The 19,839-nt window shown below is 64.8% G+C and carries 21 protein-coding genes; 6 read left to right on the top strand and 15 right to left on the bottom strand.

What is annotated here, in order from left to right; translation table 11 throughout:
* Positions 1-2: 2 nt before the first annotated feature.
* On the bottom strand, positions 3-476 hold the full coding sequence (locus WN72_RS20220) for a MarR family winged helix-turn-helix transcriptional regulator (protein WP_167380848.1): 474 nt from the start codon (positions 474-476) through the stop codon (positions 3-5).
* A gap of 90 nt (positions 477-566) precedes the next feature.
* Between WN72_RS20220 and WN72_RS20215 the strand changes: the two genes are divergently transcribed.
* Entirely contained in the window at positions 567-1,793 is a 1,227-nt protein-coding gene (locus WN72_RS20215) for an MFS transporter (RefSeq protein ID WP_092216469.1), read from the top strand.
* Positions 1,794-1,802: 9 nt separating this feature from the next.
* Here the strand turns inward: WN72_RS20215 and WN72_RS20210 are convergent, their stop codons facing one another.
* The 5 genes from WN72_RS20210 to WN72_RS20190 all read right to left on the bottom strand — a co-directional run bounded on the left by WN72_RS20210 (position 1,803) and on the right by WN72_RS20190 (position 7,012).
* Positions 1,803-2,711, bottom strand: a complete 909-nt coding sequence (locus WN72_RS20210; protein WP_092216468.1) for an amino acid ABC transporter substrate-binding protein — start codon at positions 2,709-2,711, stop codon at positions 1,803-1,805.
* Positions 2,712-2,854: 143 nt separating this feature from the next.
* A complete protein-coding gene (locus WN72_RS20205; RefSeq protein WP_092216467.1) occupies positions 2,855-4,294 on the bottom strand; it encodes an amidohydrolase family protein in 1,440 nt (479 codons plus the stop codon).
* 19 nt (positions 4,295-4,313) lie between these two features.
* Positions 4,314-5,339 (bottom strand): ABC transporter substrate-binding protein, encoded by a 1,026-nt coding sequence (locus WN72_RS20200; protein WP_092216466.1) that lies wholly within the window; start codon positions 5,337-5,339, stop codon positions 4,314-4,316.
* A 39-nt stretch (positions 5,340-5,378) separates the two neighbouring features.
* Positions 5,379-6,155 carry an ABC transporter permease gene (locus WN72_RS20195; protein WP_027557327.1) on the bottom strand — a complete coding sequence of 259 codons (777 nt, stop codon included), beginning with the start codon at positions 6,153-6,155 and terminating at the stop codon, positions 5,379-5,381.
* Entirely contained in the window at positions 6,155-7,012 is an 858-nt protein-coding gene (locus WN72_RS20190) for an ABC transporter ATP-binding protein (protein ID WP_244553770.1), read from the bottom strand. The genes WN72_RS20195 and WN72_RS20190 overlap by 1 nt, the downstream gene beginning before the upstream one ends.
* Before the next feature lie 200 nt (positions 7,013-7,212).
* On the opposite strand from WN72_RS20190, the gene WN72_RS20185 reads away from it, so the two are divergent.
* Entirely contained in the window at positions 7,213-7,971 is a 759-nt protein-coding gene (locus WN72_RS20185) for a GntR family transcriptional regulator (RefSeq protein WP_092216464.1), read from the top strand.
* Here WN72_RS20185 and WN72_RS20180 read toward each other — a convergent pair.
* Complete coding sequence (locus tag WN72_RS20180; RefSeq protein ID WP_092216463.1) at positions 7,968-8,384, bottom strand: nuclear transport factor 2-like protein; 417 nt, start codon at positions 8,382-8,384, stop codon at positions 7,968-7,970. The two genes, WN72_RS20185 and WN72_RS20180, sit on opposite strands and share 4 nt — an antisense overlap.
* A 149-nt stretch (positions 8,385-8,533) precedes the next feature.
* On the opposite strand from WN72_RS20180, the gene WN72_RS20175 reads away from it, so the two are divergent.
* From WN72_RS20175 to WN72_RS20165, 3 genes are all read left to right on the top strand, one after another.
* A complete protein-coding gene (locus WN72_RS20175) occupies positions 8,534-9,775 on the top strand; it encodes an amidohydrolase family protein (protein WP_027557323.1) in 1,242 nt (413 codons plus the stop codon).
* A gap of 81 nt (positions 9,776-9,856) precedes the next feature.
* On the top strand, positions 9,857-11,062 hold the full coding sequence (locus WN72_RS20170; protein ID WP_027557322.1) for an amidohydrolase family protein: 1,206 nt from the start codon (positions 9,857-9,859) through the stop codon (positions 11,060-11,062).
* A gap of 157 nt (positions 11,063-11,219) precedes the next feature.
* Complete coding sequence (locus tag WN72_RS20165) at positions 11,220-11,558, top strand: hypothetical protein (protein ID WP_035731322.1); 339 nt, start codon at positions 11,220-11,222, stop codon at positions 11,556-11,558.
* Here WN72_RS20165 and WN72_RS20160 read toward each other — a convergent pair.
* From WN72_RS20160 to WN72_RS20125, 8 genes are all read right to left on the bottom strand, one after another.
* Positions 11,548-12,465, bottom strand: a complete 918-nt coding sequence (locus tag WN72_RS20160) for a DUF1932 domain-containing protein (protein WP_167380854.1) — start codon at positions 12,463-12,465, stop codon at positions 11,548-11,550. The genes WN72_RS20165 and WN72_RS20160 overlap by 11 nt on opposite strands.
* A complete protein-coding gene (locus WN72_RS20155; RefSeq protein ID WP_027557319.1) occupies positions 12,462-13,331 on the bottom strand; it encodes an ABC transporter substrate-binding protein in 870 nt (289 codons plus the stop codon). The genes WN72_RS20160 and WN72_RS20155 overlap by 4 nt, the downstream gene beginning before the upstream one ends.
* 26 nt (positions 13,332-13,357) lie before the next feature.
* Entirely contained in the window at positions 13,358-14,041 is a 684-nt protein-coding gene (locus tag WN72_RS20150; protein WP_027557318.1) for a 4-carboxy-4-hydroxy-2-oxoadipate aldolase/oxaloacetate decarboxylase, read from the bottom strand.
* A complete protein-coding gene (locus tag WN72_RS20145) occupies positions 14,038-14,751 on the bottom strand; it encodes a PIG-L deacetylase family protein (RefSeq protein WP_027557317.1) in 714 nt (237 codons plus the stop codon). The genes WN72_RS20150 and WN72_RS20145 overlap by 4 nt, the downstream gene beginning before the upstream one ends.
* Before the next feature lie 66 nt (positions 14,752-14,817).
* On the bottom strand, positions 14,818-16,119 hold the full coding sequence (dctA, locus tag WN72_RS20140) for a C4-dicarboxylate transporter DctA (RefSeq protein ID WP_027557316.1): 1,302 nt from the start codon (positions 16,117-16,119) through the stop codon (positions 14,818-14,820).
* Positions 16,116-16,994 carry an amidohydrolase family protein gene (locus WN72_RS20135; protein WP_092216461.1) on the bottom strand — a complete coding sequence of 293 codons (879 nt, stop codon included), beginning with the start codon at positions 16,992-16,994 and terminating at the stop codon, positions 16,116-16,118. Before WN72_RS20135 ends, dctA begins: the two co-directional genes overlap by 4 nt.
* A gap of 5 nt (positions 16,995-16,999) precedes the next feature.
* Positions 17,000-17,959, bottom strand: a complete 960-nt coding sequence (locus WN72_RS20130) for an amidohydrolase family protein (RefSeq protein WP_092216460.1) — start codon at positions 17,957-17,959, stop codon at positions 17,000-17,002.
* 72 nt (positions 17,960-18,031) lie between these two features.
* Positions 18,032-18,742: a TetR/AcrR family transcriptional regulator gene (locus tag WN72_RS20125; protein WP_092216459.1), complete on the bottom strand. Its 711-nt coding sequence runs from the start codon at positions 18,740-18,742 to the stop codon at positions 18,032-18,034.
* A 114-nt stretch (positions 18,743-18,856) separates the two neighbouring features.
* On the opposite strand from WN72_RS20125, the gene WN72_RS20120 reads away from it, so the two are divergent.
* Positions 18,857-19,837 carry a tripartite tricarboxylate transporter substrate binding protein gene (locus WN72_RS20120; RefSeq protein WP_027557312.1) on the top strand — a complete coding sequence of 327 codons (981 nt, stop codon included), beginning with the start codon at positions 18,857-18,859 and terminating at the stop codon, positions 19,835-19,837.
* The last annotated feature ends 2 nt before the right edge of the window (positions 19,838-19,839 follow it).

The raw sequence follows: 19,839 nt of genomic DNA, 5'->3' as shown, positions 1-19,839 counted from the left end.
GGCTACTTCGTCTCTGGGCCTGTCTTGACGTCTTGCAGACGGCTGGCCCGCTGTTCGATGCGCTGAAGAGTTTCGAAGGTTATCGCAAGTTCCTCGGGCTCGATATCCCTCAGCAGGCTCGCCCGCACCCGGCGCAGCACGCGGTTGGTCTCCTCGACCTTGGCCGCGCCCGCTTTCGTCAGGTGGAGCGTTTTGGCACGGCGGTCGGTCGGATCCTCCCGGCGTTCGACCAGGCCTTCGGCCTGAAGCAGATCGATCAGGCGCACCAGCGACGGTCCCTCGATGCCTAGTTCGTCGGCGAGCACGCCCTGGCGAACATTCTCGCCCTGGCGCGACAGCACCAGCAGCGGGATCGCAGTCGCATAGGACAGTCCGTGCTCGGACAGCGCCAAGTCCGACTCGCGCCGCCACATCCGGCCGAGACGGGTGATGAGCCGGCCGATCTCGGCATGGATGAAGCCTTGCGAGGGTGCCATGCAAATTGGATAGGACACGAACTATTAGTTTGCAACTATATACCCTGCATTGCGGCGGCGATCACGCAGAAGCGAACGAGGACAGGCGCCATGGGACCGGGTTCCCCGGCACATGCAGCGGAGACGATGGCCGGACATGGCGCGCTGACGCTGGTCCCGACCTTCGTCGTCGTGGCGGTGGATGCCACCGGCATGGGCATCATCCTGCCGCTGCTGCCGTTCTATTCGCAGCGGCTCGGCGCCACGCCCTTCGTGCTCGGCGCGCTGATCTCGGTCTATGCGGTGTGCCAGCTCATTGCAGGGCCCGCAGTCGGCATGCTCTCGGACCGCTACGGCCGGCGGAAGGTGCTGGTGGTGAGCCAGATCGGGACACTGATCGGATTTGTCCTGCTCGCGCTCGCCGGCAATCTGACGCTGGTGTTTTTGGCCCGCATCATCGACGGCCTGACATCAGGCAACATCTCGGTCGCGCACGCCTATGCCGCCGAGCACAGCGCGCCGGCGACGCGCAAGCAGGCGCTCGGCATGACCAGCGGCGCGATTGGGACCGGGCTGCTGCTCGGCCCTGCGCTGTCGAGCTTCCTAGTGCATTACGGCCAGACCGCGCCGGTGTGGGCCGCGGCCGCGCTCTCGCTGGTCAGCATTTTTGCGACCATCGCCCTGCTCCCGCCGGATCATCCGGCGTCCGAGCCGCTCTACCAACACCGTGTGCCCGAGCCGACACTGACCCGCAGCCTGCTCGGCATGCGCTACGCCTGGCGGCTGCTTGGCCTTCTCATCGTGTTCTTCTTCGTCAACTCGATGTTCCTGTCGCAGATCGGCCTGTTCCTGTCGGCGCGGTTCTCCTGGGACGGACATGCCTTCGGCGCGCGCGAGCTTGGATGGATCTTTGCCTATGCCGGCTTCATCAACATGGTGGTCCAGGGCCTCTTGATCACCCGCGCCAACATCATCGCCTCCGATCGCTCGATCGTTATGGCGGCGTTCGCCTGCATGGGCCTCGGCTTTGCAGGCCTTGGGGCCGAGAACAATGTCGGCCTGCTCGCGGTCAACCTGACGCTGATCATCGTCGGCACCATGTTCGCGCGCAGCACGCTGACGGCGGAATTGTCGCGGTCGACCGCGATCAACCGCCAGGGCATGATCATGGGTCTCAACCAGTCGCTGATGTCAGGCGCAAACATCAGCGCCCCGCTGGTCAGCGGCGCGCTGATCGGTCACCGCCTGTTCGTGCCGTGGGCGCTGACGATGGCCGCGATCGCGGTCATCGGAGCCGCGCTCGCCGGTCAGCTGCTCGATACGCCGCGGGCACGCTGACGCCTCGCCTCACTTCACCACATACACATCCGGATCGGCGCTCGAGCTCGGATTCTTGAAGGCATTGCGCAGGGCCGGCGACATCGGGACGTTGTAGTTGATGCCGTTCGGCGGCGTCGGCGATTCCAGCCAGCGCTTGTAGAGCACTTCGATCTCCGGGCTGGCGTAGAGCTCGGCCGTGGCGCGATCGGCCAGCGCCTTGAACGGCGCATCCTCTCGCCGCAACATGATGCCGAAGGGCTCGGCCTTCGCAAACGTCTCCTCGCTGATCATGAACAGGGCCGGCTCCTTCGAGCGCGCAATGGCGACCGCGAGCTGGACGTCGTCGAGCGCGTAGGCCTGGGCACGGTCGGTTTCCAGCAGCAGGAACGCCTCAGCCTGGTCCACGGCCGGCATGATCTTGATGCCAAGATTGCGCTCGGTGTTGACCTTGGCAAGCTGGTTCAGGTTGACCGAGCCGGCCACGGCCGTGACCGCCTTGCCCTTGAGGTCGTCGATGGTGTTGATCTTGGCGGCCTTCTTGGCGGCGAACCGCGTTGCGCTCAGAAAATGCGTGTTGGTGAAGGCGACCTGCTTCTGGCGGTCGGCATTGTTGGTGGTTGCCGAGCAATGCAGGTCAAGCGTCCCGTTGACCATCAGCGGAATGCGGTTCGACGACGTCACGGCGACATAGTCGACGGCAATGTCGGGCATGGCGAGCTGCTTCTTCACCGCATCGACGATCTTGAGGCAGATGTCCATGGCAAAGCCGACCGGCTTCTGGTTGCCGTCGAGATAGCTGAACGGAACCGAAGCCTCCTGATAGCCCAGCGTGATCTTTTTGGTCTCCTTGATCTTCTGGAGCGTGCCGGTGAGGTCCTCGGCTGAGGCTGCGCCTGCAAGGCATGTCAGGGCGAGGACAAGGGTGGGAAGACGCATCGGGGGCTCCTCAAGGGGGTCATCGGGCGCGTCAGTGCGCAGCCGCGCGTGTGATAACCCAGAGCCGGACCGATCACCAGACAAGGATCCGCCTATCAGCTATCGCGGTTTTGTATCGGCCCGGCCGCGCGGAACGCCCTGCCCTAGTCGCAGGTGAGCTGCTGCTCGAACCAGCCGGATAGTCGCTCCGAAAGCGGCGGCCATATCCGCTGGAAATTCGTGTAGCGGCCGACATTGGCGCAGTACATCGCCCGCAACTCGTGCTCGATCGCGGGCAAGTCTACACCCGTGCAGACGCCGTCCCTCACGATCGTCTGGCCGCCGACGACGACCTCGTTGACCAGCGATGCACTGCCGCGTGCAAACAGCAGCGCCATGGGATCGACGGGCATGATCTGGTCGCGATCGAGCCGGTCGAGATCGATCACGACGTAGTCGGCGGGGTTACCGGCGACGAGCTCTCCGCTCCCGGGTGCGCCGGTGGCGCGGCGACCATTGCGGATGGCGAGCGCAAACATCTCGGCCGGCGTCCAGGTCGGCTTGAAGCCGACGCCGCCATGGACCAGCTGCACCAGCCGCATCTCGCGCAGGATGTCGTCGTCCTCGTCCAGCGCCAGCCCGTCGACGCCAACGGCGATGGCGCAGCCGCATCCGTGCGCGGCGGCGATCGGAGCGAGCCCCGAGCGCAGATGCATGTTCGAGCTGAAATTGGTGACGATGCGTGCGCCTGACGCCGCGATCATCTCTAGTTCGTCCGGCCGCGCGTGGATGCAATGCGCCAGCGTCAACCGCTCGGAGAGGAAGCCGATGTCACGCAGCCAGCGCACCATATCGGGAAAATTCTGATCGGCCCAGGCGCGCTGATAGACGGTCTCCAGCAGATGCATATGGATGCGGCGGCCGGTCAGTGCCGAACTCTGCGCCACCGCCTCCAGCAGCGGCTTCGAGCACCATTGCACGCCGGCGGGACCGAGCTGCACGTCCACCATCGGGCCGGCGATGGCGGCGGCAATTGCGTCGGTCAGCTCGATATAGACCTTCGGCGACATCGGCGCGCGGACGAAGAGGTCTTCGATGGTCTTGCGATCGTCGCCGGGAAGAGACGAGAGCACCGGCCCGGCATCACCGTACACGATCGGATTTTGGTCGCGCACTGCGATCGCAAAGGCCATGCGGATGCCGACGTCCGATGCCGCTCTCGCAACGGCGCTGGCTTCATCGAGCAAAGGCATTGTCCCGCTCGGGCGCGTATAATGCACCATCATAGCGGCGCAGCCGGCCTTGGCCGAGCGCGCCAGCGCAGACGCCGCGGTCAGATAGGGATCGACCGGCGTGCCGAGCACAGTCCGCAGGATCCAGCTTTCCAGGGGCATGCCGACCGCGCCGAAGGACGATGCGGTCGCCCGGGCATGGTCATGGGCGTTGACGAAGGCCGGAATGACGAAGGAGCGAGGGCCGCTGGCAGGCTCCGCTCCTTCCGAGATGCCGGTGATGAGGCCGCCGTCGTGCCGCAGCACGACATTGTCGCTGATAGCCTGGCCGGGGCCACGGAACAGGCTGGTTGCCGAGATCTCCGTGGCCATGACCGTCTCTCCGAAATATTCAGTTGGCAGTATACACCAACTCCCGCTCCGCGCGCGGCGGCAGGAATTCGCGGGAGAACACTTCCGCCGGCGTCGGCGCGCGGGCGAGCTGATAGCCCTCGACCACGATGCCGATGGCGCGCGTCATGCGGTCGTCCTTGATGTCGCCGATGCCGATCTCCTTCATCTCCGGCGAGACGATCAGCTTGTCGAAGGAATATTGCAGCCGGCGCTTCTCGACGGCGACGTCGATCAGATTGTCGTAATTGAGCGCCGCCTTCATGCCGGCATTCTGGTCCTTGGCCACCGCGATCGCGCCCTTGTTGATGGCGCGCACAAGGCCGGCCACCGCCTTCGGGTTGGACGCGATCAGCTTCTTGGAGACCATGACGCCGTTGGAATAGAGATCGAGGCCGTACTCACCGAACGAGAACCATTTGAAGTCCTTGTCGGGGTCCTGGCGGTTGAGCACGAGGTTGAAGTAGCTGGTGATGTTGAACACCAGCGCCGCGTCGATGTCGCCCTTGATCAGCATCGGCTCTTGCAGGTTGGGAGCCATGTTGGAGATCTTGATCTTCTCGCCGTCGAGCCCGTTCTTGCGCGTGAACACCGGCAGCAGCCGCGTCGTCGGCGTGCCCTGCGCGCCGCCGAGCGTGTGGCCCTCGAAGTCCTTGATGGTGTTGATGCCGCTGGTCTTCTTGGCGACGATCGCGAATGGCGGCTGGTTCCACATCATGTAGACCATGACCGGCGCTTCCTGCGGCTTGGTCGAGGCGTTCTGGATGATGGCGTTGACGTCGCCGAACCCGGCGTCATAGGCGCCGGACATCACGCGCGTGACGGTCGCGCCGGAGCCCTCGCCCTGGTCGATGACGACGTTGAGGCCTTCCTCTTTGAAGAAGCCGTTGTCCTTGGCGTAGAAGAACGCGGCGTCGCTGCCTTGGGTTTTCCAGCCCAGCGTGAACTTGATCGTGGTTTCCTCAGCGGCGGCGACGCCTGTAGACAGGACCAACCCCAACAGCGCGACAGTTGCTTTTCTCAACATCGAGACCTCCTCAGCTTCGTTGCGTGACGGTTCAGGATTTCAGGTGGCGATCACGTCGTTCTTGCGCGTGGCCCAGCCGGTGACCTGCCCTTCGATCAGCGAGAACACCACGTAGAGCGCGACGCCGAGGCCGGCGAGCACGAACAGGCCGGCGAACACCAGCGGCACGTTGAAATTCGAGGACGCGGTCATCATGACGTTGCCGATGCCGCGGTTGGAGGCGACGGTCTCCGACAGCACCGCACCGACGAAGGCGTAGGAGATCGCGACCTTCAATGAGGCGAAGAAGAACGGCATGGTCCTGGGGAGGCCGACATTCCAGAGGATGTCGAGCTTGCTGGCGCCGAGCGCTTTCAAGACGTCCTCGAGCTCGGGCTCGGTGGTCGCCAGGCCCGTGGCGATGTTGACGACGATGGGGAAGAAGCAGATCGACAGCGCGGTCAGCACCGCCGGCACGGTGCCGGAGCCGAACCACAGCACGAAGATCGGCACCACCGCGACCTTGGGGATCGAGGAGAAGCCGATCAGCAACGGATAGCAGGTGTCATAGGCCGTCTTGGACACGCCGATGATGGCGCCAAGGGCGACACCGAGCGCGACGCCAAGGACGAAGCCGAACATCGTGGTGGCAAGCGTCTGCACGATGTGCGGCCAGAGCACCGGAAAGCGCTGCACCAGCGTCACCAACACCTGCGAGGGCCGTGGCAGCACCAGATCCGACATGCCCGTCATCAGGCAGAACAATTCCCAGGCGACGAAGAACAGCACGATCAGCCCCGCCGACCACGCCTTCTGCCTGACATCGATCCCGAACATCAGCCTGCCCCCTGCGCAGCCGCGCTGCGCGCATCCTCGATGAAGGCGCGCAGCTTCTGGTTCAGCGCGACGAAATCCGGCTCGAACGTCATGGCGACGGTGCGCGGCCGCGCGAATTCGACGCGGCTGTCGTCGAGAATGCGGCCCGGGCGCGCGCTCATCACGCAGATGCGGCTGGCAAGGAAGCCGGCCTCGCGCAGATCGTGGGTGACCAGCAGCACGGTCGGCTTGTGCGTCATCCAGAGGTTCTGGAGGATCGCCCACAGCTCCTCGCGCGTGAACTGATCCAGCGCACCGAAGGGCTCGTCGAGCAGCAGCATGCGCGGCTCGTGGATCAGCGCGCGGCAGAGGTTTGCGCGCTGGAGCATGCCGCCGGAGAGCTGCCAGGGATAACGGTTGCCGAAGCCCTTGAGGCCGACCTGCTCCAATAGCGCGTTGGCCTTGTCGCGAAACCCGGTCTTGCGCAGCCTGCGGAAGTTGGAGCGAAACGGCTCGACGATCTTGAGCGGCAGCATGATGTTCCGCTCGATCGTCATCCACGGCAGCATGGTCGGGTTCTGGAAGGCCATGCCGACGCGCATCGCGCGCGCCGCGACCTCGCGGCCGCCAACAATGACGACGCCGCTGGTCGGCTGCACCAGGCCGCTGACCAGGCGCAAAATGGTCGATTTGCCGCATCCGGACGGACCGACCAGTGCGACAAACTCGCCGTCGGCGATCCGCAGGCTGGTCTTTGACAGAGCGGGCACGGCGTGGTCGCCGCGCCCGAAGGTCACGGTGGCCTCGGACAGCTCGATGGCGGTGGCGGCTGCAGCTTCGGGAACGGGCTGGCCGTCAAACTGGGCGTTGGGTTGCATGCGCATCACAGCCAAAGTGCATGCAAGCTGGGTGCCAATCGGCCGCCTCCGTAAAATCAATGATTTGACCAATCGAACCGCCGATCGGCCGGATTCGATTTGGGCAATCCGGGCGCCAAACTGCATGCAATTGGTGCGCTGGATTGGCGCAGGCCTGTGCTAAAGAGGAGCTTTCGACCCTTCCCCTCAAGGATTCGCCGATGGCGGCGCGCCCCACCAGCAAGACTTCCGAATCGTCCGACAAGGTCAGCGTGATCTGCCGCGCACTCAGGCGCGCAATCATCGAGCAGGCGCTCGAGCCCGGCGCCAAGCTGCCGGAGGATTCGCTCGGCGAGCGTTTCGGCGTCAGCCGCACCATTGCCCGCCATGCACTGGGGCAGCTCGCCGCCGAAGGTCTGGTCGAGCTGCGCCGCAACCGCATCGCGGTGGTGGCAACGCCAAGCTGGCAGGAGGCGCGCGATGCCTTCGATATCCGCATCGAGCTCGAGCGCCTTGTCGTGCGCCAGCTCGCGGGCAAGCTGACCAAGGCCCAGATCGCCGAGCTGAACGCCCATGTCGATGCCGAGGACCGCGCGCGCGGCGGCACGGATGCGGTCTCGATCCGGCTCGCCACTGAATTCCACATCCTGCTCGCGCAGATGACGAACAGCCCGATCCTGGTGCGCTATGTCAGCGAGGTCGCCTATCGCTGCTGCCTGACGCTGTCGCTCTACAGCCGGCCGCATTCGACCGAATGCGCCATCAACGAGCACCGCGCGATCATCTCGGCGCTCGCCAAGGGCGACGAGGCCAAGGTGATGGACTTGATGCATCATCACCTGGATTCCGTGGCCAATCGCGCGCTGGTCGCCCCCACCCCGCAACGCGGCCGCGATCTCCTCGACATCCTCGCGCCTTATGCCGACGAGGTGACGAGCGACCGCGTCGTCAAGCTACCGAAAGTCGCCAGAAGAGGTTAGGCCTCGATCCCGCGCTGAACCAGGATGCGCTCGGCGCTGTCGTTCCAGACGTCCATCTTCACGATCTGCCCGCCCCTCACGACGAAGCGATCGACATAGCGGTTGCCCTCGAACGGCGTGCCGTCCATCCACTCGCCATGGAGCGTGCCGACGCTGTAGACGACGGTCTCATCCTTGCCCGGACAGACGTCGAACCGGTCCATCTTCTTCTTGACCCAGCGATAGCGCTTTGCGTTGAAGCCGGTCGGCCCGCGCGGATGATCGAACTCGCGCCCGCCGGTGAACGTGATCACCGTGCCCGGCTTCATATAGGCCGCAGCGGCATCGGGATCGGGTATCATCGAGGCCGTCAGATACGCCTCCACGATCTCGGCGTCAGTCATCGGGCGTTCGGCTTTGACGGGGGCGGACATGGCGGGTTTCTCCGGAGTGCCGGCATTCTACAATTCAGGCCTCAAAGTGCATGCACATTTTTTGGACAATTTGATGCCTCGATTGCACACAATCTGGAGCTGCCCGCTCCTCCAGCTTCCGCTAGGCTATCACAGCTGAATCCGCCGCCATGACCACCCAAGCCGCCTTCGACCTGATCTTCCGCAACGCGCTGTTGCGATCATCCGCCGCACCCGTCGATATCGGCGTGAAGGACGGCCGCATTGCCGCGATCGAGCCCCGGCTCGCCTGCGACGCCGTCGCAATCGACCTCGGCGGGCACCTGGCCCTGCCCGGCTTCGTCGACACCCACATCCATCTCGACAAGGCCTGCCTGCTTGGCCGCTGCGGGCACGATCACGGCAGCGTCTCGGAAGCCATCCGCGCCGTGGCCGGCATGAAGAAGGATTTTACCGTCGAGGACGTCTATGCGCGTGGCGCCCGCGTGCTCGAACGCGCCATCGTGCACGGCACGACCCGCATGCGCACGCATGTCGAGATCGACCCGCGCATCGGCCTCCGCGGCTTCGAGGCGGTCAAGGCGCTGAAGCGCGACTATGCCTGGGCGATCGACCTGGAGCTCTGCGTCTTCCCGCAGGAAGGCCTGACCAACGATCCCGGGGCCGAAGAGCTGCTGGTCCAGGCGCTGCGCGATGGCGGCGAAGCGATCGGCGGCTGCCCCTATATGGACACCGACCCGAACGCCCATCTCGCGCGCATCTTCGATCTTGCGCAGGATTTCGACGTCGACGTCGACCTCCATCTCGACTTCGACCTCGATCCCTCGTGGTGGCATCTCGACGAGGTCTGCCGGCAGACCGAGCGGCGCAACTATGGGGGACGCGTCGCGATCGGGCACGCCACAAAACTGTCGGCCTTGCCGCCGGAGCGGCTGAAGGCCGCCACCGCGCAACTGGCGAAAGCGGGCGTCGCCGTCACCGTACTGCCGGCGACCGACCTCTACCTCATGGGCCGCGAAGCCACCCACAACGCGCCGCGCGGGCTGACGCTGGCCCACAAGCTCGCCGGCGACGGCGTGCTGTGCTCGGTCGCGACCAACAACGTGCTCAATCCCTTCACGCCGTTCGGCGATGCCTCGCTGCTGCGGATGGCGAATTTCTACGCCAATGTCGCGCACGCCGCGGTCAGCGATTTCGACACCTGCCTCGATCTCGTGACCGACCTGCCGGCGCGGCTAATGAATCTCGGCGATTACGGCATCAAGGTCGGCAATCCCGCCGATCTCGTCGTGCTCGACACGCAAGACAGCCGCTTCGCCATCGCCGAGCTGCCGGATGTCGTGATGGGGTTCAAGCGCGGCCGGCAGACGTTTGAACGGCAACGGCCGACGCTGTTCCGCCCCGGACGCTGAACGGCCATCGCCTTCCCGCATCTTGCGCCGTCCGCGGCGCTTGCGCGACTATCGCTACAATCAATCAACGGAGGAACCAAAATGGCCTTCGAAAAGATCTTCCTGAACGCGCGCTTCGACGGCGGATCTCGCCATCACATCGCGGTCAAGGACGGCCGTATCGCTGCGATAACGCCCGTCGATGAGAGTCCCGCCGCGAACGAGGCCATCGACCTCAACAACGCCCTCGTCGTTCCCGGCTTCGTCGAAGGCCACATCCATCTCGATACCAGCTTCTACGGCGATGCCTGGCGGCCCCACAAGCCGTGCACCAACGGTTTCGACGTGCATGAGCGCGTCGCCTTCCAGGCCGAGAACATGGCTGAGGCTGCGCCGATGGATGTGCGGGCGCGCAACCAGCTCGATCTCTGCATCGGACACGGCACCACGCAGATGCGCAGCCATGTCATGGTGGACGGTTCCGTCGGCCTCAAATCGCTCGAGACCATCTTGCGCGTGCGCGAGGAGTACCGCGACTTGATCGATATCCAGCTCGTCGCCTTTCCCCAGAGCGGCATTTTGGCGAGCCCGGGCACGCCGCAATTGCTGGACGAGGCCATCGGTCTCGGTGCTGATCTCGTCGGCGGGCTCGATCCCGCGAGTTTCGACCGCGACGTCGAGAAGCATCTCGACGTGGTGTTCGGCGTCGCGGGCAAGCATGGCGTAGATGTCGACATTCACCTGCACGACATGGGCACGCTCGGTGCCTTCGAGATCGAGCAGATCGCGGCGCGCACGCGCGCGCTCGGAATGGAAGGCCATGTTGCGGTCAGCCATGCCTATGGGCTCGGCGACATCTCAGCCGACCACCTCAAGAAGATGGCCGAGTTGCTCGCGCGCTCGGGCGTCGCGATCATGACGAACGCGCCGGGCGCGCGGCCGTTTCCACCGATCCTTGCCTTGCGCAATGCCGGCGTCACCGTCTTCAGCGGCAACGACAACATCCGGGATTCCTGGTGGCCCTATGGCGACGGCGACATGCTGCGCCGGGCGACCACGCTCGGCTATCGCTCCGGCTTCAATATCGACGAGGAGCTGCGCACCGCGTTCGATGTCATCACCGAAGCTGGTGCAAAGGCTCTCCGGCTTGCAGGCTATGGCCTGCGCGTCGGCGCCAAGGCCGATTTCGTCACGCTCAACGCCGGACACGTTCCCGAGGCCGTCGTCGCGGTGCCGCAAGGCCGCGCTGTTTACAAGGCAGGTATGCTCGTTGCGTCGAACGGTAAGATGGTCGGGAGACATCGATGATCGCTGGACCATTCGGGCCCGATTCACCGCCAATTCGCCCCGAAATCCCGGTCCCGCAAAATCCCGGACCGTAGCTGCCCGCGTTGCGAGGTCGGCCGCAGTGATCATACTGGGAGATGCGCACTGACCAACTGCGCTCTCCGGGGAAGTCATGGATTTGTTCAGCGCATTCGGCGGCATCGATTATCAGTCGATCCGGGCCAGCACGCCCGCCGAAGCGGCCATCAAGCGATTGAACGGCATCGGCGAAGTGCTGTCGGGCCTCGATATCTCGGCGATCCAGACCGAGAGCGACATGGCTCACGCGCTCTGGGCGCTCGATACGGCCGACAAATGCATTCGCATGATCCTGACCGAGTTCCGCGCCGAGCGCAGCACTGACGTCGTCCGCAAGGCCAAGAGCCTGATCGGCTTGATCGAGCAAGCGCGCGACGAAATTTCCGGCTATGGCGACGGCGGCAAGCCCCCGAGCCGAACGCGCGCGGTCAGCGCTTGATCTTGGCGAGGATGCGGTCTGCCTCGGTGCGCCAATCGGCGCTGCGGGCGAACTCCTTCGTTCCCTTCTTGCCGAACAGACCTTCATCGGCGAGATCGGCAATCCAGGCCTGACGCTCAGCCGTGCCCTGCGCCGACCACGGCGTCAGCCCCGCCTCGCGCACGGTTTCGGCGACCTCGCGCACTTCCTCGGCCCGGCGGCGGCCGTGCTCGATCACGCGCTGGAAGAAATAGGCGCCCTGCTTCTCCCAATCGATGGCGGGAAAGGTTTCCCTAAGCGAGGCCAGCACCGCGTCCTCGACGCCATAGGCCCGCGCGGTGGTGAAGCTTTCGATGACCATGGCCTCGAGGCCCTTGATCATGATGCTGCGGCACATCTTGACGGCCGAGGACACGCCAAGCTTGTCGCTCGCGACCTTCGCGGCAAAGCCGATCGCGTTCAGGAGCGGCTCCAGCTCCTTCGCGCCGGGACCACCGAGCAACAGCGGCACCTTGATCCGGTACGGCGGCACCGAGGTCATCACGGCGCCCTCGACATAGCGTCCCGCGGCAGCGTCGATCAGCGCAGCGGCGCGCTGCTTGGCGCCGGGCGAGGCCGAATTGAAATCGAGAAACCACGTGCCCTGGTTGATCGCGGCCGCGCAGGCCTTTGCGACCGGAACGGCCTGGCTCGCGGTGACGGCGGAGATGATGAAATCGGATTTTGCAGTCAGCTCGGCGTGAGACGCCGCGAGCGTCACCCCGTGCTTCGCCGCATGCTCCGTCAGCGGCGCGCCGTGCTCGGTCCCGAGCTTGATGTCATAGGCTGCGACCTTGATGTCCTGCTGGCGCAAATCCTCGGCAAGGATGCGGCCGACCTCGCCATAGCCGACCAGCCCGATCTGCCACCGTTTCGGATCCGCCATCAGTTCAATCCTCGTGTCGTCTCGTCGAACAGTTCCTCGACCGCATAGCGGCGCGGGATCAGCGCCTGCTGGAATGCGTAGTCGACGATCAGCTCCAACGGTTTTCGGTTCGCCTCGATCCCGAACGGAACGAGGTCCGGTGTCGCCGCAGTGCCCATCTGCTGCTTGTTGCGCTTGAGCAGATCATAGACGCCCGCGACCACGTCGGGACGCGATTTCGCGAGCGGCTCGGTCACGACCACGAGATGATTGACCGGCACGACGCCGCGCCGCGCGTACCATTTGGCCGCTTCCGCGGAAGGATCGGGGAAGAGCGGCTTCAGCTTGGGATCGTTGGAGGTCTCGCCGAGGACGGCATCGAGCTCGCCGTCGATGAGCATCTGAAGGACCTTCTTGTCCTTCGGCGCACGCTCGGTGGTGTCGATATATTCGGCGACGTGCGGGTTCTCGAAGGTGACCCATTTGATCTTGTCGAGATTGACGCCGTAGTCGTTGGCGAGGATGCCCCTGATCCAGGCGCCGGTCGTGGTCGTAAACGAGCGGATGCCGACCCGCTTGCCTTCGAGATCGGACGGTCCGAGTGTTCCCTTCGCCGGATTGTAGAGCGCATAGGAATGCTGGAAGCGCCCCATCATGGTCGCCGGCAGCAGCACCAGCGGCTTGCCGTGCGCCTTCGCCATCAGAAAAGTGACGATCGCCATCTCGCAGACGTCGAACGCCTGCTCGCGCACCATCGGCTTGAACGCCGTATTGGTGGGTGTGTATTCAACGAAATCGAGGTCGAAGAGGTCGGAGCGGAGCTCGCCGCTCTTCACCGCTTTGACATGGGGATGACTGCCGAGCACGGCCTTCAGCTTGAGACGATCCATCCGCCCGCTCCGCTTCTCTTATCCGCTCAGACGTCCTCGGGATGGTCCACATAGACAAGGCCCGCCTTCGCCAAGGCCTCGCGCATGCTGTACATGTCGAGCCCCAGCTCACCCGAGGCGAGCCGCTTGCGCTTGCCGCCCTCGTCGGCGTTGCGCTTCTTCGCCTTCTCCGCGACCTCGGCGGCGTAACGCTTCGGCACCACGACGACACCGTCGTCATCGGCGACGATAATGTCGCCGGGATCGACGTTGACGCCGGCGCAGACCACGGGAACGTTGACCGAGCCGAGCGTCGCCTTGACCGTGCCCTTGGCCGAAACCGCACGCGACCACACCGGAAAGTTCATCTCGTGCAGCGCTTTGACGTCACGACAGCCAGCATCGATGACCAGCCCCTGCACGCCGCGCGCCTGGAGCGAGGTCGCCAGCAGCTCGCCGAACATGCCGTCGGTATTGTCGGTGGTGCAGCCGACGACGAGGATGTCGCCCTTCTTGCACTGCTCGACCGCGACATGGATCATCCAATTGTCGCCGGGCTGCGCCAGCACGGTGACAGCTGGACCGGCAATCGAGGCGCCCGCCCAGACGGGGCGCAGATACGGCTTCATCAGGCCGATGCGACCATAGGCCTCGTGCACAGTCGAGACGCCGTATTCCGCCATGCCGGCGGGATCGGCCCGCTCAATGTTGCGAACGACGACGGGCTTCATGCCAGCTCCTCCGCAACGGTCGGGAACAGGCGCTGATAGGCCTCGCCATAGGTCATGGGCACGCCGGTGTTGCGGCTGCCCTGGATGCCGCGGTTGAGCGCGACGCGCTCGTAATAGCCCCAGAGGTGCTTCTGCGCGGCCAGGATCTGGAACGCTTCGTACTTCTGCGTCCAGACCTCGTCGATCTTGAGTAGCAAGTCCGGCTTGTAGTTGCACTGCTCGGGCTGGTGCGGCTCGAACAGGAACACCGGCGGCGCGGAATATTTGTACTGCGCGCCGGGCTTGTGACCCATGGCCTGCGCGACCACGCGCGTCTCCTGGGCGAAATGCGCCGCGTTCGGATGGTCGAAATTATAGGGGTCTTCCAGTGCATGGGTCAGCACGAAGCTCGGATTGAGCTCGCGGTAGATGTCGACCATGCGGTCGAAATGCGCTTCCGTCAGCTTGAGCGGATAGTCGCCGCAATCGAAGAACTCGATCTCGGCCCCTAACAGCTTAGCGGCCCGCTCTGCCTCGTCCTTGCGGCCGGCCTTGACCGATTCCAGCGTCGCGCCCTTCTCCTTCCAGGCGAACTGACTCTCGCCGCGCTCGCCGAAGGACATGCAGACGATCTTCATGCGATAGCCCTTCTTCGCATGCAGCGCGATGGCGCCGCCGGCACGCCAAACGAAATCGCCGGGATGGGCGGTAACGACAAGACCTGTTTTCATGGGACAAACTCCCCTCTTCGTTCGTAAGCAGCATAGGCCGCCTGCCGCATGCAGGAAGCCAATTCATCAGGCCGCGACGGCCGCCGGTTCCTCGCCGTCGAGCACGCGCTTCAACCGCTCGCCGTCGAGCGCGCCTTCCCATTTGGCAATCGCGATGGTCGCAACCGCGTTCCCGATCAGATTGGTCGGCGTCAGTCCCTGCGACATCAGGCGGTGGATGCCGAGCACCAGCGCCACGCTCGTCACCGGGATGGAGCCTGTGGCCGAGAGCGTCGCCGCCAGCACGACGAAGGCGGCGCCTGCGATCCCCGCCGCGCCCTTGGAGGTCACGAGCAGGATCAGCAAGAGCTCGATCTGCTCGGCGAGTCCGAACGGCGTGTTGGTCGCCTGCGCGAGGAACACCGAGGCGGCGGCAAGATAGAGACAGGTGCCATCGAGATTGAAGGAATAGCCGGTCGGGATCACGAGCCCCACCACGCTCTTCTCGCAGCCGGCCTTCTCCAGCTTGGTCAGCATTCGCGGCAGCACCGTCTCGGACGACGTCGTGGCGATGCAGATCAGCAGCTCCTCCCAGATGTAGCGGATCAGCTTGAGCAGCGAGAAGCCGCACAAACGCGCGACGGGGCCGAGCGCCACGAAGATGAAGACCACGCAGGTCAGATAAAAACCGCCGAGCAGCTTGCCGAGCGAGGCCAGCGAGCCCACGCCGAACTTGCCGACGGTAAAGGCAATCGCGCCGAACGCGCCGATTGGCGCCGCCCACATCACGAAGCCGACCACCGCGAACACCATCTTGGCGGCGATGTCGATCAGGCTCACCAGCGGCGCGGCACGCTCGCCAAGCTGCACCAGCGCGAAGCCGCACAGCACGGAGATAAATAGCACCTGGAGGATGTTGCCTTCCGCGAAGGCACCGATGAACGTCGCGGGCACGATGTTGAGGAGAAACGGCACGAAGCCGATGGCGCCGGTCTGCTTGACGTAAGGCTCGATCGCGCTGGCATTGATGCTGGCGGGATCGATGTTCATGCCGACGCCGGGCCGGAGCAGGTTAACCGCGACGAGACCGATGATCAGCGCGATCGTCGTCATGATCTCGAAATAGATGATCGCCTTCACCGCGACGCGCCCGACGCGCGCCATGTCGGCCATATGGGCAATGCCGTGCACGACGGTGCAGAAGATGATCGGCGCGATCAGCATCCGGATCGCTTTGATGAAGGCATCCCCCAGCGGTTGCATCTTGGCGCCCGCCTCGGGGCTAACGATCCCAAGCGCGATGCCGGCCGCCATGGCGATGAGCACCTGGATCCAGAGCTCCTTCCACCAGGCGCGGCCGCGCGGCTTGTCGATCGCCATAGCGGTCATCGGTCGAACTCGAACAGGCGCGCGGGATTGTCGACGAGAATCTTCTGCTGGAACTCCGGCTCCGGCGCGAACAACGGAATCAGGTCGACGAGATCGCCGTCGTTCGGCATCACCTTGACGTTGGGATGCGGCCAGTCGGTGCCCCAGATGACGCGGTCGGGCGCGGTCTCGACGATCTTGCGCGCGAACGGCACCGCGTCGGTGAAGGGCGGGCCGGCCGAGGAGACACGTTCAGAGCCGCAGATCTTGACCCAGCACTTCTCGTCGCGCTGCATCAGCTCGATCAATATCTTGAAGGGAAGCTGATCAAGCCCCTCGGAGGCCTTCACCCGGCCCATATGGTCGATGGTGTAGCTCAGCGGCAGCCTCGTCAGCATGTCGGCATATTCAGGCAGGTCGATCGCATCGAAATGCAGATCGATGTGCCAGCCGAGCGGCGCGACCATCGCGATGATACGGTTGAACACGCGCTTGTCGGGGACGCCGCCGAGATGGCGGACGAAATTGAAGCGGCAGCCGCGGAAGCCGCCCTCGTGCAGCACCTGGAGCCCGCGCTCGGTGATGGTGTCGTCGATATTGGCGACCGCGCGATACGCGCCATTGCTTTTTGCGATCGCATCCAGCGCCACCGTGTTGTCGGTGCCGTGCACGCTGGCATTGACGATGACGGCGCGCTCGACGCCGAGCTTGGCGTGCAGCGCGCGAAAATCCTCAAGCGGCGCGTCCGGCGGCGTGTAGGAGCGATCTGGCGCGTAAGGATATTTCGAGCCCGGCCCGAAGATGTGGCAATGCGCATCGCACGACAGCTTCGGCAGCTTGAATTTTGGCGTGCGCGTGTTCGGATCGGGTGGCGGAATGGTGGGTGTGTACATCATCGTCGTCAGGTGAACTTGAATAGCCGAGCGGGGTTGTCGACCAGCAGCTTTTGCCGGATTTTCTCATCAAGCGCGTAGAGGGGAATGAGGTCGACGAGATCGCCGTCATTCGGCATGACCTTGACGTTCGGATGCGGCCAGTCGGTGCCCCAGATGACGCGATCGGGCGCATTTTCGATCAGCGCCTTCGCGAACGGCACAGCGTCGTGGAACGGCTTACCGGCCGCGGATGCGCGCTCCAGGCCCGTGATCTTGACCCAGCACTTCTCGTCCTTCTTCTGGAGGTCGAGCAGCGCGGTGAAGCCGGGATCATCCAACCCCTTCCCCGCCTGCACCGTGCCCATGTGATCGATCACGTAAGGCGTCGGCAGCGCGGTGAGGATCGGCGCGAACTCGGGAATCGTGCCCGGCTCGAAATAGACGTCGATATGCCAGCCGAGCTCGGCGACGCGATGCACGATGCGCTGGAACTTGTTCATGTCGCCGACGCCGCCGAGGCGCTTGAGGAAGGCGAAGCGGCAGCCGCAGATGCCGCCCTTGTCGAGCGCCGCCAGCTCCTTCTCGGTCATCTCGTCATTGACGTTGGCGATGCCCTTGTAGGCGCCCTCGCTCTGGGCGATGGCATCGGTGACGACGCGATTGTCGGTGCCATGCACGGTGGCATTGACGATGACACAGCGCTCGACGCCGATCTTCTCATGGAGGCTGCGGAACATCTCCAGCGGCGCGTCGGCCGTGTTGTAGGGCCGCTTTTCCGCGAACGGATAACGCGAGGCCGGCCCGAAGATGTGGGTATGGCTGTCGCAGGACTTTGGCGGCAGCTTGAAGGACGGCGTTTTGGGATTTGGGTCCGGCGGCGCGATGGTCGGCATCACCTTCGGCTCGATGCCTTGCGCGTTCACCTCCCCCGCAAGCGCCGCGCCGGCCAGTCCGGTCAAGAGATGCAAGCACTCCCGCCTGTTCATATCCTAAAGCACCCAGTCACATGGACCGCTTGCGAGCGGAAACGCTGGATGCGCTCCCCTCAGCGGTCTCTTTCAAGTCTTGCTGCTTGCGACACTCCGCCGCCGTGCCGGCGCGGCCTGATCAAGCGCCGGTGCCTGGAACGCAGCGACGGTGGCCTGCACCAGTTGCTCGATCGCGCCCGCGGCATCGCTGCCGTCGGCCTCGCCGCGCGACAGGCGCGAGACGCGATCCGGCGTCACCAGCGAATAATAGAGTGCACCGAGCAGGAAGTGGCTGCGCCAGACGATGTCGGTGCGCGGAATGTGCGGCAGGCTCTCGTGGATCGCATCGATGAAGGCGTGGCTGGTGTCGTCGAAGGTCTGCGCGATGATCTTTCGCGCGACCTCGTTGCCTTCCGCCGACATCACGGCGCGCAGCCGCGTGAAGCGCGCTCCCCCGCCGGCGAGATCGCTGCCGGAGGTAAAGGCCGGCACCACATAGGCCCGCACGATCGCCTCGAGCCGATCCTGGAGATCGCGCACGCGTTTTGCGGCGGCGAGCAGCTCGGAACGGCGCAAATTCATCGGCCCGCAATGGCGCCGGTAGATTTCCAGCAGCAGGCCGTCCTTGGTCTTGAAATGATAGGTGACGCTGCCGGGATTGGCCCCGGCGGCCTGTGCGATGTCGCGCACCGAGACGGCGTTGAAGCCGTTGGTGGCGAACAGCTCCTCGGCCGCGGCGAGAATCGCCTCGCGCATGTTCGGCTTGCGGGCCGTTTCCTTGCTGGTGGGCTTGCGTACCATGTGATTTGTACTATCGTACAAAAGATCAGGTCTCGTCAACAAAAACCATGGGCAGGGTCCGGACGGCTCGGAGACCGCCGCCAGGCGCGCAAACGCCCTTAAGGAGTGCTGGGAATGCTGGGTTTGAACAAGACAATCGGCCGACTCGCGGTCGGTGCAGGCTTGCTGCTGGCTGCGAACGCCGCGCAGGCCGCCGACACTTATCCGAGCAAGCCGGTCCACATTCTCGTGCCCTATGCGGCTGGCGGTGCGGTCGACGTGCTCGCGCGCACGCTGGCCCAGGCGCTGGCGAAGACTTGGGGCCAGCAGCCTGTGATCGACAACCGTCCCGGCGCCGGCGGCATCGTCGCCTCGCAGGCGCTGACGCAGGCCGCGCCGGACGGCTACACGCTGATCCTGGTCGCCAGCGGCCATCCGCTCAACCAGTTTATCTATCCAAGCGTGCCCTACGACACGTTCAAGGATTTCACCGCGATCACCGAGGTCGCCTCCTCGCCGCTCGCGATCGTGGTGGCGAAGGACAGCCCCTACAAGACGCTCGGCGATCTCCTTGCCGCCGCCAAGAAGGAGCCGGACAAGCTCTCCTACGGCATGTCCGGCAACGGCACCTCCGCGCATCTCGCCGGCGAGCTGCTCAAACACATGTCCGGCACCAAGATCGTCGCGATCCCCTACAAGGGCGGCGCGCCGGCGCTGACCGCCGTGATCGCCGGCGAGATCCCCCTCAGCATCAACCCGCTTGCGGAAGCGATCGGCCAGCTCGAAGGCGGCCCGGTGCGCGCGCTCGCGGTGACCTCGGCCGAGCGCTCCAAGGCGCTGCCGAACGTCCCGACCGTCGCGGAGTCCGGTGTCCCCGGCTACGACGTCTCGGTCTGGTGGGGCGTGCTTGGACCGGCAAAGATGCCGCCGGAAATCGTGGCAAAGCTCGAGACCGATCTGAAGGCGGCGTTGCAGGATCCGAATGTGCTGTCGACGCTCGGCAAGATCGGCGCAGCCCCGGTCGGCTCCTCCGCCAAGGACTTTGACGCCTACATGCACGCGGAGGCGACCAAGTGGGAGCCGGTGCTGAAGGCCGCCGACATCCGCGCGCAGTGAGG

It is taken from the genome of Bradyrhizobium arachidis, assembly GCF_015291705.1.
GTDB lineage: Bacteria > Pseudomonadota > Alphaproteobacteria > Rhizobiales > Xanthobacteraceae > Bradyrhizobium > Bradyrhizobium arachidis.
The sequence above is the reverse complement of the archived record's forward strand: the minus strand, read 5'-3'. Positions and strand labels throughout refer to the sequence as shown.

Bases quoted from the DNA above. Each gene is read 5' to 3' on its own strand.
- WN72_RS20220 (WP_167380848.1), bottom strand. From the start codon at position 476: ATGGCACCCTCGCAAGGCTTCATCCATGCCGAGATCGGCCGGCTCATC.
- WN72_RS20215 (WP_092216469.1), top strand. From the start codon at position 567: ATGGGACCGGGTTCCCCGGCACATGCAGCGGAGACGATGGCCGGACAT.
- WN72_RS20210 (WP_092216468.1), bottom strand. From the start codon at position 2,711: ATGCGTCTTCCCACCCTTGTCCTCGCCCTGACATGCCTTGCAGGCGCA.
- WN72_RS20205 (WP_092216467.1), bottom strand. From the start codon at position 4,294: ATGGCCACGGAGATCTCGGCAACCAGCCTGTTCCGTGGCCCCGGCCAG.
- WN72_RS20200 (WP_092216466.1), bottom strand. From the start codon at position 5,339: ATGTTGAGAAAAGCAACTGTCGCGCTGTTGGGGTTGGTCCTGTCTACA.
- WN72_RS20195 (WP_027557327.1), bottom strand. From the start codon at position 6,155: ATGTTCGGGATCGATGTCAGGCAGAAGGCGTGGTCGGCGGGGCTGATC.
- WN72_RS20190 (WP_244553770.1), bottom strand. From the start codon at position 7,012: ATGCAACCCAACGCCCAGTTTGACGGCCAGCCCGTTCCCGAAGCTGCA.
- WN72_RS20185 (WP_092216464.1), top strand. From the start codon at position 7,213: ATGGCGGCGCGCCCCACCAGCAAGACTTCCGAATCGTCCGACAAGGTC.
- WN72_RS20180 (WP_092216463.1), bottom strand. From the start codon at position 8,384: ATGTCCGCCCCCGTCAAAGCCGAACGCCCGATGACTGACGCCGAGATC.
- WN72_RS20175 (WP_027557323.1), top strand. From the start codon at position 8,534: ATGACCACCCAAGCCGCCTTCGACCTGATCTTCCGCAACGCGCTGTTG.
- WN72_RS20170 (WP_027557322.1), top strand. From the start codon at position 9,857: ATGGCCTTCGAAAAGATCTTCCTGAACGCGCGCTTCGACGGCGGATCT.
- WN72_RS20155 (WP_027557319.1), bottom strand. From the start codon at position 13,331: ATGGATCGTCTCAAGCTGAAGGCCGTGCTCGGCAGTCATCCCCATGTC.
- WN72_RS20150 (WP_027557318.1), bottom strand. From the start codon at position 14,041: ATGAAGCCCGTCGTCGTTCGCAACATTGAGCGGGCCGATCCCGCCGGC.
- WN72_RS20145 (WP_027557317.1), bottom strand. From the start codon at position 14,751: ATGAAAACAGGTCTTGTCGTTACCGCCCATCCCGGCGATTTCGTTTGG.
- dctA (WP_027557316.1), bottom strand. From the start codon at position 16,119: ATGACCGCTATGGCGATCGACAAGCCGCGCGGCCGCGCCTGGTGGAAG.
- WN72_RS20135 (WP_092216461.1), bottom strand. From the start codon at position 16,994: ATGATGTACACACCCACCATTCCGCCACCCGATCCGAACACGCGCACG.
- WN72_RS20130 (WP_092216460.1), bottom strand. From the start codon at position 17,959: ATGAACAGGCGGGAGTGCTTGCATCTCTTGACCGGACTGGCCGGCGCG.
- WN72_RS20125 (WP_092216459.1), bottom strand. From the start codon at position 18,742: ATGGTACGCAAGCCCACCAGCAAGGAAACGGCCCGCAAGCCGAACATG.
- WN72_RS20120 (WP_027557312.1), top strand. From the start codon at position 18,857: ATGCTGGGTTTGAACAAGACAATCGGCCGACTCGCGGTCGGTGCAGGC.